The organism is Aliikangiella maris, assembly GCF_040719265.1.
Classification (GTDB): Bacteria; Pseudomonadota; Gammaproteobacteria; order Enterobacterales; family Kangiellaceae; genus Aliikangiella; species Aliikangiella maris.
Window position 1 is genome coordinate 87,932 of the sequence record NZ_JBFDAH010000014.1, and the last position, 15,323, is coordinate 103,254.

Consider the following 15,323-nt stretch of genomic DNA (forward strand, 5'->3'; position numbering starts at 1 on the left):
TCCTCTACTTTATTCTATTTATTGGTTATGTTTGTTATATATTATTAAAAAATCTCTCTTGCTATTTAAAATGATGACATTATTTTAAATAGTCCCCTACGGTAAAAATTATTTATTCAAATGACAAACAATTAAGCGAAAAATCTCTCAAGTGAATTATCTGACAAAATAACTCCGCTGATTTTTGCTCGCTGCAATAATTGCCAATAATAACGATAAGTTGCTCGATCGTGTAACTCTCCCTCATATTGAATCGGTCCCCAATCGGCCTCTTGTGCGGCAAGCAAAATCTGCTCTGCATCTTTTATCTCAGAATAATCAGGTTTCATTGCATTGATTATTGTTTCAATTTGGGTAGGATAAATACTCCACATACGCAAATAACCAAATTCGTTTTTTGCACGTGATGCATCGGCCTGGGTTTGCTGAGTATTTTTTAAATCGAGAGTGACATTATGAGATGGTATAACTCCGTTGGCTAAGGCTGCTGCTGAAATTTCAGTTTTGGCACGCGCAATTAACGGATGCTCAAATTGGCCCGGACTTCGCATGTTCACCGCAGGAATCGCACCTAAATGCCCACTGACAAAATCCATCATCCCAAAGTCCAATACTTGAACCCATTCTAAGGCAGCAATTTCCCAAACCGACTGCAGCGCGCCATGCGTTTCAATCAGCACATGAATCGGGATTTCACGTTCAATCTGATGACGCTTGGCAGCAGACTGAATGTAATCAATCATTTGTTTAACCTGAGAGGTATCTGTTGCCTTGGGGAGAGTAATATAAGCCAACTTATCACCAACTTGCGGCATTAAAATATCAATATCTTGTTGCCAGCAAGGATGAGTAAAATCATGGACTCTCACGCCAACCATTTGATATTCATTTTTTGCATCATTAATGACTCTGGCAACCATTTGCGCATGTTCGGCTTCTTTTCCAGTTGCAGCGCCATCTTCGCAATCACAAGTAATATCAAATACAGGGCCCATTTTCTGTTGGATTTCCAGCGCTTTAATTATTAGCTTTTCACTACCTGCAAAATGCTCACAAGCCGGTATCACCGGAAAAGCTTTCTCACCATCGAATAATGCTGCCGAAGGGTGCACATAACCTGACATGAATAACTCCTGCTCTTAGCTTTTATAAATGAGATTTGTAAATTAATCGGTTTGCTAATCGATTAGATTAAATCAATAAAGTTCAATATTTCATCGACTATTTTAGCGCGATAACAGCAAAATAAAAAAAAGATTACTATACTGAGGTTGCAGTAGATTGAAGTTTGTACAGGTAATTATTTAGCCTGACTTTTATTTGCCGAATATCTGGCAAGTATCTGGCAAAAAACCTAGCAAAAAAATATCTTATTAACAATTTTTCGCGGCTTAAAAAAATACTGCCAGCTAAAAATAATTCATGTGCATTGATAATAACACTAACTTATACAATAAGTAATTATTTAAGTTTTTTGATTTACCCAAACCATTAATCTGTTGGGATAATTTGATGAACTATCATAGCGAATTTTTAGAACAAGTAAACGAAGCAGATGTACTAGGCGGATTTTGGCCGGGCATTCAACTTTATTATCCTCCCGTAAAATATTTACCCAACGATGGGACCTATGAAACAAATGAGCAGGCAACCGAAAGATTTCGTCGCCATGCACATCAGTGCAAAGCACACACGCTATTATTTGACTTAGAAGATGGTTGCCGTCAAAAAATCAAAAGCCGAGCACTATTATTAAAAGAGTTACCGGTCTTTCCTGAAAGAGATTTTCAAATAGCTATTCGTATCAATCCTTTTCGTACTGAAGAATACGAAGCAGATTTAAAGATGATTCAGCAAGTAGCTGAGCATATTGATGTGATTATTTTAGCCAAAGCTGGCGAAGTCTATGGTGCCGCTGAAATCCGTGATTTATCAGCATGGTTAGTTGGCGTGAATCCAGCTATCGAAATTCAACCGATAATCGAACACCCTCGATCACTCAAAATTGCTCCAGAATTAATGCAGTATTCAACGGTTAAACATGTTGTATTTGGTATTCATGACTTTTCTAAAGCCATGGCAATTCATCTTACTCCCGAAGGTTGGATTGACGAACTCAAAACCTATTTACGTCAACTCTTACTAGAGGCACGGATCAGCGGAACGGGTGTCATAGGCGGTGTGGAAGTTTTAATTAACGACACCCCCATGCCTGAACAATATATCGAGCCTCATGATGTCAGGCGCTGGCTTGATTTACACGGTGATCATGAGACTCATGTGGTCCACGGTCATGCGACGGTTGAGGCACAAATGGGATTAACCGGCAAACAGGTTATTCATCCCTACCACATTCATTTATGCAAGGTTGCCTTTACGCCCGCCCCGTTGGTTATTCAACGCAATATCAACATTTTAAAAGCCGCTATTGAGGCAGATGCGTTACTCGGTGGGGCTATTAAATTTGAGGGTGAAATGTTAGATCCCCCCATGTTTGGTAAAGCACTGCAAACCTTGCTACGAGCTTACGCCCTTAAGTCTTTATCAAGCGCAGATAAGTCATTTGCCATGTCAGTATTAAAGAAACTCCCCATTCAAGTAATTCGTGAAAATTGGCCTTATGGAAAAATATAAATGACGAGTCAATTTGACAAATATTTATCTTATCAACACAACCTGTGGCACTGGAATATTCCAACACAGCTAAACATTTGTGATTTATGTATTTCACAACATGCTACGGGAGAACAAGGTAAGCGCGCAGCTTTTATTGTCGAGGACAATCAATTAGGAACCACATTATTAACCTACCAAACACTCGATTTGAAAACTTGTCAATTTGCCAATTTACTCAACGCGCTAGGTATTGGCGTTGGTGATCGAGTATTAATTCGCCTACCCAATGCGGTGGAATATCCAATCGCATTTTTTGGTTGTTTGCGGTATGGCGCAATAGCGGTTCCAACATCAACACTGTTAACACCTGTTGAAGTTGCTTATCTTGCACAAGACTCAGGCGCGCGGATGTTAGTGACACATCAATCCATGTGGCCAGATCTAGCACCAGAGCTATCAAATTCAGGTCAAATGAGTACCGTTATTTTAACGGGGCAATCAACCAACACATTAACAAATGACATTGCTAACTGCCAAAATCAAAACCCAAATATACAAAATTCTAAAATTAAAGATGATTCAGTGAATAAAATAACTCACTATCACTTTGATCACTTAATGAATCAACAATCCAGTCATCATAACTGCCAACCAACAGCAGCTAATGATCCAGCTTATCTAGTTTATACATCAGGAACAACAGGATACCCCAAAGGGGTTTTACATGCGCATCGAGCTTTAATCGGCCGATTACCCGCCAGTCGTTATTGGTTTGATTTTCGAGGTGAGGAAAGAATTTTACATTCGGGTAAGTTTAACTGGACTTATGTTTTAGGTTCAGCACTCATGGACCCACTGTTTCACGGGCAAACTGTAGTTGTTTATGAAGGTCCGAACGATCCCGCCAACTGGCCTAAGCTGATACAAAAACATCAATGTACCATATTTATTGCGGTGCCCACTATCTATCGGCAAATTATTGAGAAAACCGCTTTCAATGGTCAACAGTTACCGTCACTACGTCATTGTATGAGTGCGGGAGAACATTTATCTGATGAAATGCTGGCACGCTGGCAAGCACGTTTTTCGCTGACTATTTACGAGGCGATTGGTATGTCAGAATTTTCTTATTACATTTCACAAAATAAAAATCATCCGGTCATTCCGGGTTCGGCAGGATTTATTCAACCCGGCCATGATATCAAATTACTCAATAAAAATAATCAATCGGTTGGCATTGATGAAGAAGGCATTATTGCCATTCCACTAAACGACCCTGGATTGTTTTTAAATTATTGGCAACTACCGGAGCAAACCGAATCTTGCCAGCATGATGGCTACTTTTTTACAGGCGACTACGCTAAGCAGGATCAAGCGGGTTATATTTGGTTTTTGGGTCGCAAAGACGATATTATCAATACTTTTGGCTACCGAGTTTCTCCTTTAGAAATTGAACAAGTCTTTAAAACCCACCCAGCAGTTGCTGATTGTGTTGCGGTGGCTGAAAACATTACCGCTGATAAAACTATTGTCAGTTTATGCGTTATTTTAGTCAATCCAATGGTATGTTCAGCCAATCAATTACTCGATTTTGGAGAAGCCAACCTGGCCAAATATAAAGCTCCTAAAAAAATTTACTTTTTTAATCATTTTCCCAGAACAAAAAACGGCAAGGTTTTACGCAGTGAACTTAAACAGCAAATGATAAATTACACGCCAGTTAACTATACGGAACTCCCTCAATGACGTTTCAATATCAACCTCGACGCACGATGCTTTATGTACCTGCACATCGCATGCGTTATCTTGAAAAAGCCAAACAACTCAAAGCAGATAGTTTGATATTTGATTTACAGGAATCAGTACCACCCGATTATAAAAATGATGCGCGTAATCTATTACAAAAACAGCTTAGTGGTGGCCAGATATATCAGGCAGAAAAAATTATCCGGATAAACTCACTCGACTCACCTTGGGGAATGGATGATTTAAAAATGGTATTAAGCACCGATGTTGATGGTATATTATTTCCAAATATTGATAGTGCCGGGCAACTCAAAGCTGTTATTTCAACTCTGGATGAATCAGGTTCTAACCAACTCGATATCATGGTAAATATTGAGAGCGCCAAAGCAATCATTAATTGCGAATCCATTTGTGCTGCCAGCGACCGACTCTCAACCATAATTTTAGGAACAACCGACTTAGCTAATTCGCTAAGAGTTACTCTTAATACAGAGAGACTCGCACTTATCACCAGTTTGTCACTGGCAGTTTTAGCCGCAAGAGCTCATAATAAATTTGTCATTGATGGCCCGCACTTGGATCTTTCCGATTTTACCAGCAGTGAGTTTTCCTGTCGTCAAGCAAGAGATCTAGGATTTGATGGCAAAGCGGTTATTCACCCAACACAATTGGCCTATACTAATGACGCATTCACCCCCAAGGGTGATGATGTTAAAAAAGCGAAACAAATTATCGAAGCTATTGCTCAGGCACATGAATCAGGCAATAGTGTTGCAGTAATACATAATCGACTAATTGAGCCGTCATTAGAACATTGGGCCAGAAGAATTATTGCGCTCTATAATCAAGTCCATCAAGTTGGACAAACAGATTTGATTGGACCGGAAAAATGACAATTCGGCAAGTCAACACAGGCAACCTGTTTGAAGATTTTCACCTCGGGCAAAAATTCAATCATGGCGTTCCTCGCACGCTCACCCAAGCCGATGCGTCTATTTATCTGTCACTAACAGGACAGAGATTTGCCCTAAATTGCTCGCAAGTTCTCAGTAAAGAATGTGGTTTTAAAGCGATACCGATTGATAACCTGCTCGTATTTCATATCGCATTTGGAAAAACAGTCACCGATATTTCACTTCATGCAATTGCCAACCTGGGTTATGCCGAAGTGAAATTTGAAACACCGGTTTTTGCTGGCGATACCATTGAAGTGACTAGTGAAGTTATTGGGTTAAAACAAAATAGTAACGGCCAAAGCGGTATTGTTTATGTGCATTCTCTAGCAACCAATCAAGCCCAGCAAACAGTTGTAAGCTGGATACGCTGGGTTATGGTACCGACACGGATAAAAAAATTTTTTGACCCCAAAAGTGCCATCAAGAAGATTCCTCATTACCAAAACAGTCTCCATGCAGAGCAGTTAATAATTCCGACAAAAACCGACTTTGCTGCTTGGCGAGCCAGTGTCAGTGATTATCAGTTTACGATTAATGATTTAAATATTGGTGATGAATTATTTCATCAAGACGGTATCACGATTAATGCAGCCGATCATATGCAGGCAACACACTTGTATCAAAACAATGCGCGGGTCCATTTTAATCGGCATCAAATGCAACAGACGAATCACCAAACACCGCTGGTTTATGGCGGACATGTGATCTCGTTATGCAGGGCGATCAGCTATAACGGATTAGCCAATACTATTTGGCTAGTTGCAATCAATTCTGGAGAACATACAGCACCAACCTATGCAGACGATACCATTTATTGTTACAGCACGATTTTAGATAAGCAGCCTATTGAACATCGTCACGATGTAGGTTTGATTCGAATCGCTTTAACCGGCTATAAAAATTTACTTGTTCAGCCACAACAAATCAACGCCACTGATTCATTAGAAACTTTAATTCCCAACTCTCAAATTGTATTGAAACTCGATTATTGGGCGCTGATGATTATATAAAGCAACATTACTATTGAATCAATAATATTTTACTTGGCAATATTGGTTTAACCATAACAACTATTGAGTATTTGGTAAATCCCTCGACATCCCATTTATTTGTTCAGTTAATTTCTGCAATGCTAAATGACCTCGTAAACCCTGCAACCCACCGCAGTGAATTAACAGCACTCGACTGTTAGCAGGAAAAAAACCTTGCCGAATTAAATCCATAACGGCATAAAAGGATTTTCCATTGTAAACAGGTTCAAGTGGAATTTGGTATTGTTCATAAAACCGTTGAATAAAATCAATTAATTCAGTAGAAACTTTTGCATAGCCACCGAAAGTATAGCTTTCAATAATTTGTGGCATCGGACAAAAATTTTCAAAAGTTTTAGCACAATGTTCATTGAGTATTGACTGAATATCTATTTGCTGCGTTTCAATGTTATCCAGTACTGCAACTCCTACAATTTTTGTAGAGAGCTGCTGCTGCATCGCACCGAGAGCTAACCCGGCCAGACTGATTCCTGTGGCAGTTGCCATGACAATAAAGTCAAAGTGCTGCTCAATTTCTATTATTAACTCTTGCATGCCAGCCAATGCCAGTGAATGAAAACCACCTTCACCAATCCAAAATTCCCCCGCTTCAGCCAGGCTTGGTTTAAGACGCAGTTCTCGATAATCCTTTCGACTCACATAATTTATTTTGGCGCCCCAGTTTAAGGCATCTTGCAATGTTGGTGTTAGTGCTTGCCCAGGATGTGCACGCACATGAAGGTTTACATGCCAACCGAGTTGCTTTCCAATATAAGCGACAGCATGAATTAAATTAGAATAAGCTCCCCCCATTACAGCAATATTATTTAATCCGCGTGATTCAATATGATGTAACAAATGCTTTAGCTTACGCCATTTATTACCTGAAACAATTGGATGGATTAGATCATCACGCTTAACTGAAACCTGAACCTGAAGAGAATTTAACAACTCAGATTCGATTGGAACAATTGGGGAATCATTTAGCTGTGCGGAAAAGTCACTTAAACGACAATGTTTCATAATTGTGACCTAGTTAATACTCAGGTCACAATTATGACGGCTCTATTACGTGAAATCTACAGATTGAATAGAAATGTTAAAAATTAGTGATTGGCAACTTTTTGCGAGGTTAAAAGCCACGAGCTATCTTTTCTACGGCGATCAACCCTGATTCTTCTATCCAATCCAAAATTTTTAAGTAGTCTTTCAACTCGTTCATTACAGTGTGAGCGCCGTCTTTCTTGGCGTCGTTCAGGGCCGATGTAAGCTCTGTCACCGTTAATTATCGCAAAGTTCACATCTTTTGATGCTTTATTAACCATTACAGGTTCCTCTTCTGTAAGTTTATCTCAGCGCCTGGTAATACTAAGAATCCATGCTTCCTTTTAATCAAACGGAACTCTAACCCATTTATGCCGAGCGATTTCTGTAATTTTAATCCTATTTGCTCAAAAATCAAACTTTAACCGGATAATTGGATCGAAAATACAGATAAAACTTGAAACTTGTCATTTTGGAAATTAACAAGTTTCTTTTTAATTCCAATGATTTATTAAAATTATCGAAGAGACAAAAAGCTAAAGATTTATGCCATTGTTCAAAATATTAAATCTCATTTGAGATATTTAATTTGTTTGTCATATTTATGTCAAAAAGCTCAAATAAAATGCCTCTCGACTTATATATGTAACTTATCGGAGTAACAATAATGAAATATAAATCGTTTGCGGTATCTGCTATCGCACTTGCCATTATGGCCGCTGGAAATGTTGCAGCTGAAGATAAATGGGTTGATGTTTATGGAAAGATTAACCTGACTTTAGACAAAGTTGACGAAGACAATGGCGATGATCAATGGGAACTAAACAGCAACGCTTCAAGATTTGGTATTAAAGGCAAAGGTGATGCTGGCGGTATTGAAGCTTTCTATGTACTAGAGTGGGAAGTTGATGTATCAGACAATTCAAAATCTTCTTCAGACCATATAAAAGGCCGCAATCAAATTGTGGGTTTACGCGGTGGATTTGGTGAAGTATTTGCAGGTCGTCATGACACGCCAACTAAGAAACTACAAAAGAAAGTTGATTTGTTCAATGACTTGAGTGGTGATATTAAACACGCTTTCAACGGTGAAGTTCGCGCGGATAACATCGTTCAATATAGCACTCCAAATATGAGCGGATTTAAAGCAAAACTGGCTTTCGTTCCTGGTGAAGATACCGGTGGTGATGATGGACTCGCTGATGGAACTTCGATTGCACTGGAATACTCAGCAGACAACCTGACGGTAGGTGTTTCATTCGACTCAGATATTGAAGGTACTGATGTCGATACAACTCGCTTAGTTGCTCAATACAAAATGGATGCATGGCAATTTGGTTTGATGTATCAAGATACCGAAAACGGCTCACTTGACGGTGATGGTTTAATGGGTAGCGTGAAATTTACTTCAGGCGACAATGCATTTAAATTACAAGTAATCGAATCAGATTCTTGGGAAGCCGGTGTTAGCTCTAAAGTAAAATATACCTCTCAAACTTCTTTAGGTTGGGACAGAAAACTTGGCAAGAAAACAACTTTCTTTACTTATTTAACTTTGAGTGAAGAAGGCGCTACCGAAGATGAAGATACCGTCTTTGGTCTTGGACTTGTACAAAAGTTCTAATTTTACATTATCCGATTACAAAAATCTTAAAGTCAATTTTGTAACCTTCGGCTAATAAGACGCCAGTTTTATACTGGCGTTTTTATATTTACAGATTTAAACATACTTATATTTTTAACGCTAAACCGTTTTATGATTCAAAGAATATTCTATCTTTAGATTTAGACATTCAAGAAACTCATACCACCTTCAAATGCTTTTCAATACTTTTCATGCGTTGTGGTTGACCGAAATAAAAACCTTGCATTCCATCAATACCGGCACGGCTTAAATATTCAGCATCTTTTTCTTTTTCAACCCCTTCAGCATAAATCTTAATATTGCGACTCTTTAGATTAATCATCAACGATTGTAAAAACAGTTGTTGTGGTTTGTCTTTATGAATATCAAAAATTATCCGACGATCAACTTTAACGGCGCGAATTGGTAACATTTCACAAAAACCCAAATCCTCATCGGGAGAGCCAAAATTTTCAATACACCAACCAACGCCTAACTGTGCCAGTAAATTCATCGCAGTTTTTAGTTGATGTAAATTGGGATTAATTTGCGACTCTTTAATTTCAAAAATCATTCTTTTAGATAAATGAGGGTAACTCGATAGTTTTCTCATCAGCCAATTGACAAAACTATCATCAAGCAGACTTGAAATAAACAAATTGATTGAATAAATCATTTGTGGATTAACCTGTTCACTGTATAAACAATGCTTAATCACACCATCGACTACTTGCCGATCAAAATCAATGGCCAGTCCACAGTCGTGAGCCATTGGCAAAAAAGTGTCGGCAGTTAGTAATTCTTTACCATCTTCAATTCTCACCAAAACCTCTAATACTTCATTGGAAGAATCCACCAATTGAATTGGCTGGCAAAATAATTGAAGTTCTCTTTTTTCTAATACGTGTGTTAAAAAATTACGCCACCGCAAATGCCCCCTAACCTGATTTTTTGACAGCGGCTGTCCATAGATATACCAACTATTCCCTCCTTGCAATTGAGAGTTTCGCAACGCCATATCGGCCTCGGCTAACACTTTGTAGTAATCAAATCCTTGTTTGTAGGTCGAAATACCGATATCGACAAAATGCTCTTTTAGTGGCGTCGCATCAAATATAATTTTATCTAATTGAGCAATTAAATTTTTGCAGATTTTATCAGTGTTTTCTTTCGATTGATTCGGCAGCAACACCGCAAAATCATTACCTTTAAGTCGAGCCACCAACGAATGGCTAATGGTTTTACTATAACTTTTTAGTAAATTAGCAACCTCCTTTAACCTGTCGGCTGTCAATATTATATTATCCGGATCACTCGACTCCTGAAAACTCACCAACATAAATAGTCCCGACTCATTTTCTTCTCGGTTATGCAGTCGAACCTGAAATTCCGCTTTAAAAAACATCTGATTTCCCAGTTCAGTGACTTCATCAACATAAGAAATTTTTCGTATCTGATCGGTCAGCTCAACTTTATCTTTATTTAATAAGGTATTTTTCAAAATTAACTGATTGATTACTCTGACAACAGGATTGGTAATTTTTTCAAACTTGGAACGCGATAGATTGTTTGAATCGGCTAATAGATAAAGGGCAAAACGTTCGAGCTGAAAAACCCATTTAAAGAGCAAATACAAACAGACTAAAATACTACCAATAAAAGTAAAAATAATAATGAAATTTTCTACTCGCCAAAATAAATCACCTAAATCAAGCTGAGGAAAATAAATATTGAGAGTCAGTAACTCCTGCTGCTCTTTGTCGGCATATAAATACAAGCTTTGTGTTGAATGGGTAGGTATGCCGGATAGCTTTTGACTAACCAGCTGATTTTTAGCATCGAACAGTTGCCAAAAAACAACTTTATTCTCATTATCAAGCTGTTGTAAAAACCAGCCCAACCCCTGCCTTTCTGCAATTTGTGCATTAATAATTAATAGGTTTAATCGAGAAATTACAGCGGCCTTCGATGCTTCGCTGCTAACTTCGGTATGCTTAAACTCAGTAAGCAAAACTGAACTAATCACCCAGATAAATATTGAAACGATAATCAGCAATAATAGAATTAATTGCTTAAGCTGACTTTTAATCATCCTCGCCACCCTGTAAGCCTAGAATATATCGCCGGAACTTCCCCATATATAACCAAGCTTAGTACAAGTAATCACCATTTTTATTTTAAATCGAGATAATAAGGGTATTGTTTAAGCCGTATATGTTTTGTTTAATTCATGCAATCAGCGTATGATCTTGAACAAATTATCATAGGCCAATTACCTGGAGAACTTCTGTGAAACGTTTAGTATTGTTATGGTGCTTTATTACCACTTCGGCATTTGCTTCAACACTCAACCAATGGCAAGGCGTTCCTTTTCCTGAATTTAGCCTGCTTGACCAACATGGCGAAGTACGCACAAATAAAGACTATACAGGACGCTGGTTAATTGTTTATTTTTATCCTAAAGACAAAACACCAGGCTGTACCGTAGAAGCACAAAACTTTACTGATGACTATCAATTATTCAAGAGTTTAAATACTGAAATACTTGGTGTGAGTTATGATGATGTAGATTCTCATAAAGAATTTGCTGATCTCTATAATATGCCATTTTCGCTATTAGCTGATACCGAGGCGACTTTAAGTAAAAAGCTAAAAGTTGACCGACTACTTCCTTGGCCACATGCTAGCAGACAAACATTCCTGGTTGATCCATCAGGAAAAATAGTACATCACTTTGCAGAAGTAACCCCTAAAAAACACTCAAAAGAATTACTGCAATTAATTAAAAAATTAAATCAATCGACAAAGAAATCGCAAGATAGTTAACCTGAAACCTGTTGCTAAACAAAATAATATCATCTAACGCAACAATACTATTAAACTTACCGTTTAGCGGCAAAAATTGGGCTGGAAAAGGAATGACAGCCCACAAAAGTATATACAACTTTTGATTTTATCTTAACAGAGTCTGGTTTAACTGATGAAATTGATTAAGTCGTCTGAATTGACCGGCTTTGAAATTATCTCTAACTGATGCTTCTCAACTTTCTTTTGCAAGTGCTGTGGCACTTGGTTTGCCATTAAGGCCACTTTGACACGTTTTTGTCCATCCAGTATATCTGAAATAATTTCAGCATCAGAAACATTAGATGTTACTGCATCAATAAAAATATAATCAAATTGCAGCTCCCAACAAGACTCGAAAGCTTTCTCAATAGAAGCCGCATGAATAAATTCCCAATCAGGATATTCAATTAAAATGATATCTCGCATAATCATACGTGAGACAAGACTCTCATCGATGACCATAACATGTTTTGCTGTTGCACCCTCAGACATTGATTAACCCTAAAGATATCGACTAGATATAAATCTCTAAATCTCTAAATCTCTAAATCTCTAAATCTCTAAATCTCTAAATCTCTAAATCTCTAAATCTCATTTAATTATAGGTGGCAAATGATATATTGGAATAGTTTTGCCACTAAAACCTGACAAATTTTAGATAATTGTTGCCGTTTGTCCAATGAAAATCATCAATAGTTTGACATTTTATTGAACGCGATAACACAACTTAACCTTATTAATTTCAAACCGTTATCGCTATTTATCATCAGATACATTTGAAATGTCTTTTAGATTGAATATTTAAACATGGATTAATTTTAATCATCCTAATATTCGGACAATCTGAAAATGGCTTGAATCTGGCGAAAAAAAAATCCTCATTTCAATTTTACTCAATATTGGGATATCGCTGAAAATTACAACGACAATAATTACCTAATTATCAAATTTCACTTTGGCATAACAAACAAAGAAACAAGTCTTAATTGAAAACTTTCAATATCAAATACAAAACATAACAAAGCCCATGCAATACCAACAATTAGCAATGCATAAAAGCTATAGGCAAAATATAAAAAGAAAGGTTGTTACTCCAACGGAGTTTTCCTAGACAGCCATTTTTAGGTCATTAGGTTTAGCTTGTTTTTTACCTTCAATATCGCGGCATAATTTTTCTCACCGAGGATAACATTAAATTTTATCGAGCTAATCAGTTATTTTTCCAGCTTTTAGCTAATTCAATCGCGCTTTGAAGTATCGGCCAATCTAACAGAGATTTTTGATACTCCCCTGCACGGTCATTCAGCACAATACCATAAGTATTTAGTCTAAAAGCCAGGATGGCATAAAAAGCATCAACTGCGCCTGCAGAACCAAACATAAATGGTAGTTGAGCATTTTCAAATATAGATTCTACACGTAATACTTCGCGATAAATATAATCTTGCATGTTACCAAGCGGCTTAACATTTTCTAGCGTAAAAGGACAGTTTGCACGCAACTGCATAAATCCGGCATGAAGCTCAGCGCATAAACTTCTCGCCAAAGCTCGCTCGTGTTCACATGAAGGATAAAGTAAGCCGTTACTACACTCATTAAAATATTCAGTAATTGCTAAAGAATCATGGATAGACAAATCACCAGACTTCAACGCAGGCACTAATCCCGAGGGTGATATTGCTAGAAGTTGCTCTTGATAATCGCAAGCAGTGAGATCGATCACCCGAATATCAAAAACCATTCCAGCAAGCTGACCACAAATCAAAGCACGCAGCGACCAGGTTGAGTCAGTACCAACAATTAATTCCATTCTTTGAGATCCTCATTGTATTAAATGTGCCTCATTTTACATTGCTACTCAAAATTTACCAATAAATCTAAATGTTTGACAAAAATGTAACGACTCTTCAATTTGAACTCTTTAAATTAACGCATAATACATAAAACATTGACCGGTTCATGCAAAATAAAAGGATAAGTAATGTTTTAATCATATCTATTCAGCAATCTATTGAGTCAAATATTCAATCGGATTCAAATAAAATGCCTTCTTAAAACCCTGCGTGCTTCTATCAATCAGCCAAGGTAGCGGAATAATGCTGACAATTGAAAAGTGCAAATGTGGCGGCTTACCCCTTGCATTGCCAGTATCTCCGACTGTTCCAATAAGCTGTCCTTTACTTGCCAAAAAACCGACATCTTTATTGATACCTTGCATATGCGCAAAATAATGCAATCGCCATTTTGGACCTAACCCCAAAACAACATTACCACCCTTGCTAAAAATCCCTCTATAAAGAATCAACATATCGGTAGAAGCCAATACTGGCGTTCCTTGTGCGGCAAAAATATCGATGCCTTTATGTACACCAGAACTTCCCCAAGGCTCATACCAAAAAGTGTTTGCATTCCAACTTAATACTGTTGCATTTTTCACTGGAATGATTTTTCTTTCTGGCACAAAGTATCCCAATAGTATTAAACACAATAAACCAATAAAAAGCTTTTTCCTTTTTGTCATCATTTTAGATTTAAGTATCACTAGCAGAACTTTTCCTTTAAACTAACTTTTAGACATAGCTCATCATTTTAATCAGCTATACCGAAGGCGTTTTTCCAGTTAAGAGTCTGAAAATTCCCGAAATTAAAAACAACGCCATAAAAATAAAAAACAAAATTTTTGCAATACCAGCAGCCGTACCAGCAATACCGCCAAAACCCAATAGTCCAGCAATAATTGCAACAACTAAAAATGTTACTATCCAACCTAACATACGCTATCTCCCCACTTTATTTTAAATAAAAGCGTTCTTTCGAACGCTTTTTCCTAAATAACACCTATGAGTTTCGACTAATTTTTAAGTTGTTAATAACCGATTCTACATCGTCAGTATTATGCGCAATTTGTTCGGCCAAATCTTTTTCTGAATCACTTTTTACGCGACCATTAAGTGTCACCTTGCCATTTTTAACATCAACATCAATGTCGAAAGCTGACAAGTCAGTATCAAATAGTATCCGTGAAGTCAGTACAACAGCAATTTTCCTATCAACAATTTCTCGTTTACTTTCTTTAGAAATAACACTATCGTTGTCAACATCAAGCTTATTGTTAACTGATGATACCCCCTCAATCCCTTCAACCAACTCTTCGGCAAGCTTTTTATCTACATCACTATCAACTTTTCCTGTTAAGATAACAGTACCATTTTGAACATCAGTTTCAATATCAAACGAATTTAAATTACCATTGAATAGCAACGTAGCTTCCGCTTTTCCATCTATCCAGGCGTCTTTTGTTTTCGCTTTCCAATCATTAGCTGCAAATGCAAAAGATGTGGTCAAAGTCGCTGCGATACTTACTGCTATTAATGTCTTTTTCATTTTGATTCTCCATTTATTATGAATTCACATTAAAGCTTAGCGAATAGCGTGCCAACTTTTACGGCCTCAGTTATA

Annotated in this window: 15 protein-coding genes; 6 read left to right on the forward strand and 9 right to left on the reverse strand. The window is 37.4% G+C overall.

All coding sequences use genetic code 11. The features are described from left to right. Nucleotides 1–131: 131 nt before the first annotated feature. The gene (locus ABVT42_RS13750; protein WP_353896397.1) at nt 132–1,124 is read right to left on the reverse strand and encodes an HpcH/HpaI aldolase/citrate lyase family protein; all 993 of its coding nucleotides are present in this window, start codon (nt 1,122–1,124) and stop codon (nt 132–134) included. Nucleotides 1,125–1,512: 388 nt separating this feature from the next. Between ABVT42_RS13750 and ABVT42_RS13755 the strand changes: the two genes are divergently transcribed. Genes ABVT42_RS13755 through ABVT42_RS13770 form a run of 4 tightly spaced genes read left to right on the forward strand, consistent with a single transcriptional unit; the run spans nt 1,513 to nt 6,328 of the window. After that, nucleotides 1,513–2,634, forward strand: a complete 1,122-nt coding sequence (locus ABVT42_RS13755; protein ID WP_353896398.1) for an HpcH/HpaI aldolase/citrate lyase family protein — start codon at nt 1,513–1,515, stop codon at nt 2,632–2,634. Then, nucleotides 2,635–4,362 carry an acyl-CoA synthetase gene (locus ABVT42_RS13760; RefSeq protein ID WP_353896399.1) on the forward strand — a complete coding sequence of 576 codons (1,728 nt, stop codon included), beginning with the start codon at nt 2,635–2,637 and terminating at the stop codon, nt 4,360–4,362. Next, the gene (locus tag ABVT42_RS13765) at nt 4,359–5,255 is read left to right on the forward strand and encodes an HpcH/HpaI aldolase/citrate lyase family protein (protein WP_353896400.1); all 897 of its coding nucleotides are present in this window, start codon (nt 4,359–4,361) and stop codon (nt 5,253–5,255) included. Before ABVT42_RS13760 ends, ABVT42_RS13765 begins: the two co-directional genes overlap by 4 nt. Continuing rightward, entirely contained in the window at nt 5,252–6,328 is a 1,077-nt protein-coding gene (locus ABVT42_RS13770; protein ID WP_353896401.1) for a MaoC family dehydratase, read from the forward strand. Before ABVT42_RS13765 ends, ABVT42_RS13770 begins: the two co-directional genes overlap by 4 nt. A 60-nt stretch (nt 6,329–6,388) precedes the next feature. On the opposite strand, the gene ABVT42_RS13775 is transcribed toward ABVT42_RS13770, so the two are convergent. Together ABVT42_RS13775 and ABVT42_RS13780 are read right to left on the reverse strand one after the other, a co-directional pair. Then, nucleotides 6,389–7,372: a 1-aminocyclopropane-1-carboxylate deaminase/D-cysteine desulfhydrase gene (locus ABVT42_RS13775; RefSeq protein ID WP_353896402.1), complete on the reverse strand. Its 984-nt coding sequence runs from the start codon at nt 7,370–7,372 to the stop codon at nt 6,389–6,391. 83 nt (nt 7,373–7,455) lie between these two features. Further along, on the reverse strand, nt 7,456–7,674 hold the full coding sequence (locus ABVT42_RS13780; RefSeq protein WP_353896403.1) for a hypothetical protein: 219 nt from the start codon (nt 7,672–7,674) through the stop codon (nt 7,456–7,458). Between the two features lie 386 nt (nt 7,675–8,060). Here ABVT42_RS13780 and ABVT42_RS13785 point away from each other — a divergent pair, with 386 nt between their 5' ends. Further along, on the forward strand, nt 8,061–9,017 hold the full coding sequence (locus ABVT42_RS13785; protein WP_353896404.1) for a porin: 957 nt from the start codon (nt 8,061–8,063) through the stop codon (nt 9,015–9,017). Between the two features lie 178 nt (nt 9,018–9,195). Here ABVT42_RS13785 and ABVT42_RS13790 read toward each other — a convergent pair whose 3' ends face one another. After that, entirely contained in the window at nt 9,196–11,109 is a 1,914-nt protein-coding gene (locus ABVT42_RS13790) for an EAL domain-containing protein (protein WP_353896405.1), read from the reverse strand. 197 nt (nt 11,110–11,306) lie between these two features. Here ABVT42_RS13790 and ABVT42_RS13795 point away from each other — a divergent pair, with 197 nt between their 5' ends. Continuing rightward, the gene (locus ABVT42_RS13795) at nt 11,307–11,843 is read left to right on the forward strand and encodes a peroxiredoxin (protein WP_353896406.1); all 537 of its coding nucleotides are present in this window, start codon (nt 11,307–11,309) and stop codon (nt 11,841–11,843) included. 147 nt (nt 11,844–11,990) lie between these two features. On the opposite strand, the gene ABVT42_RS13800 is transcribed toward ABVT42_RS13795, so the two are convergent. From ABVT42_RS13800 to ABVT42_RS13820, 5 genes are all read right to left on the reverse strand, one after another. After that, nucleotides 11,991–12,356 (reverse strand): DNA-binding transcriptional response regulator, encoded by a 366-nt coding sequence (locus ABVT42_RS13800; protein ID WP_353896407.1) that lies wholly within the window; start codon nt 12,354–12,356, stop codon nt 11,991–11,993. Nucleotides 12,357–13,074: 718 nt separating this feature from the next. Beyond that, the gene (locus ABVT42_RS13805; RefSeq protein WP_353896408.1) at nt 13,075–13,674 is read right to left on the reverse strand and encodes a glutathione S-transferase N-terminal domain-containing protein; all 600 of its coding nucleotides are present in this window, start codon (nt 13,672–13,674) and stop codon (nt 13,075–13,077) included. Between the two features lie 198 nt (nt 13,675–13,872). Continuing rightward, the gene (locus ABVT42_RS13810; RefSeq protein WP_353896409.1) at nt 13,873–14,325 is read right to left on the reverse strand and encodes a M23 family metallopeptidase; all 453 of its coding nucleotides are present in this window, start codon (nt 14,323–14,325) and stop codon (nt 13,873–13,875) included. A 136-nt stretch (nt 14,326–14,461) separates the two neighbouring features. Next, nucleotides 14,462–14,638 carry a DUF1328 domain-containing protein gene (locus ABVT42_RS13815; protein WP_353896410.1) on the reverse strand — a complete coding sequence of 59 codons (177 nt, stop codon included), beginning with the start codon at nt 14,636–14,638 and terminating at the stop codon, nt 14,462–14,464. Between the two features lie 64 nt (nt 14,639–14,702). Next, nucleotides 14,703–15,248 carry a BON domain-containing protein gene (locus ABVT42_RS13820; RefSeq protein WP_353896411.1) on the reverse strand — a complete coding sequence of 182 codons (546 nt, stop codon included), beginning with the start codon at nt 15,246–15,248 and terminating at the stop codon, nt 14,703–14,705. Between the last annotated feature and the right edge of the window lie 75 nt (nt 15,249–15,323).

What these genes read in the sequence shown, in the direction of transcription:
- ABVT42_RS13770 (WP_353896401.1), top strand. Translation starts at nt 5,252, where the DNA reads ATGACAATTCGGCAAGTCAACACAGGCAACCTGTTTGAAGATTTTCAC.
- ABVT42_RS13750 (WP_353896397.1), bottom strand. Translation starts at nt 1,124, where the DNA reads ATGTCAGGTTATGTGCACCCTTCGGCAGCATTATTCGATGGTGAGAAA.
- ABVT42_RS13815 (WP_353896410.1), bottom strand. Translation starts at nt 14,638, where the DNA reads ATGTTAGGTTGGATAGTAACATTTTTAGTTGTTGCAATTATTGCTGGA.
- ABVT42_RS13765 (WP_353896400.1), top strand. Translation starts at nt 4,359, where the DNA reads ATGACGTTTCAATATCAACCTCGACGCACGATGCTTTATGTACCTGCA.
- ABVT42_RS13780 (WP_353896403.1), bottom strand. Translation starts at nt 7,674, where the DNA reads ATGGTTAATAAAGCATCAAAAGATGTGAACTTTGCGATAATTAACGGT.
- ABVT42_RS13820 (WP_353896411.1), bottom strand. Translation starts at nt 15,248, where the DNA reads ATGAAAAAGACATTAATAGCAGTAAGTATCGCAGCGACTTTGACCACA.
- ABVT42_RS13805 (WP_353896408.1), bottom strand. Translation starts at nt 13,674, where the DNA reads ATGGAATTAATTGTTGGTACTGACTCAACCTGGTCGCTGCGTGCTTTG.
- ABVT42_RS13790 (WP_353896405.1), bottom strand. Translation starts at nt 11,109, where the DNA reads ATGATTAAAAGTCAGCTTAAGCAATTAATTCTATTATTGCTGATTATC.
- ABVT42_RS13760 (WP_353896399.1), top strand. Translation starts at nt 2,635, where the DNA reads ATGACGAGTCAATTTGACAAATATTTATCTTATCAACACAACCTGTGG.
- ABVT42_RS13775 (WP_353896402.1), bottom strand. Translation starts at nt 7,372, where the DNA reads ATGAAACATTGTCGTTTAAGTGACTTTTCCGCACAGCTAAATGATTCC.
- ABVT42_RS13800 (WP_353896407.1), bottom strand. Translation starts at nt 12,356, where the DNA reads ATGTCTGAGGGTGCAACAGCAAAACATGTTATGGTCATCGATGAGAGT.
- ABVT42_RS13785 (WP_353896404.1), top strand. Translation starts at nt 8,061, where the DNA reads ATGAAATATAAATCGTTTGCGGTATCTGCTATCGCACTTGCCATTATG.
- ABVT42_RS13755 (WP_353896398.1), top strand. Translation starts at nt 1,513, where the DNA reads ATGAACTATCATAGCGAATTTTTAGAACAAGTAAACGAAGCAGATGTA.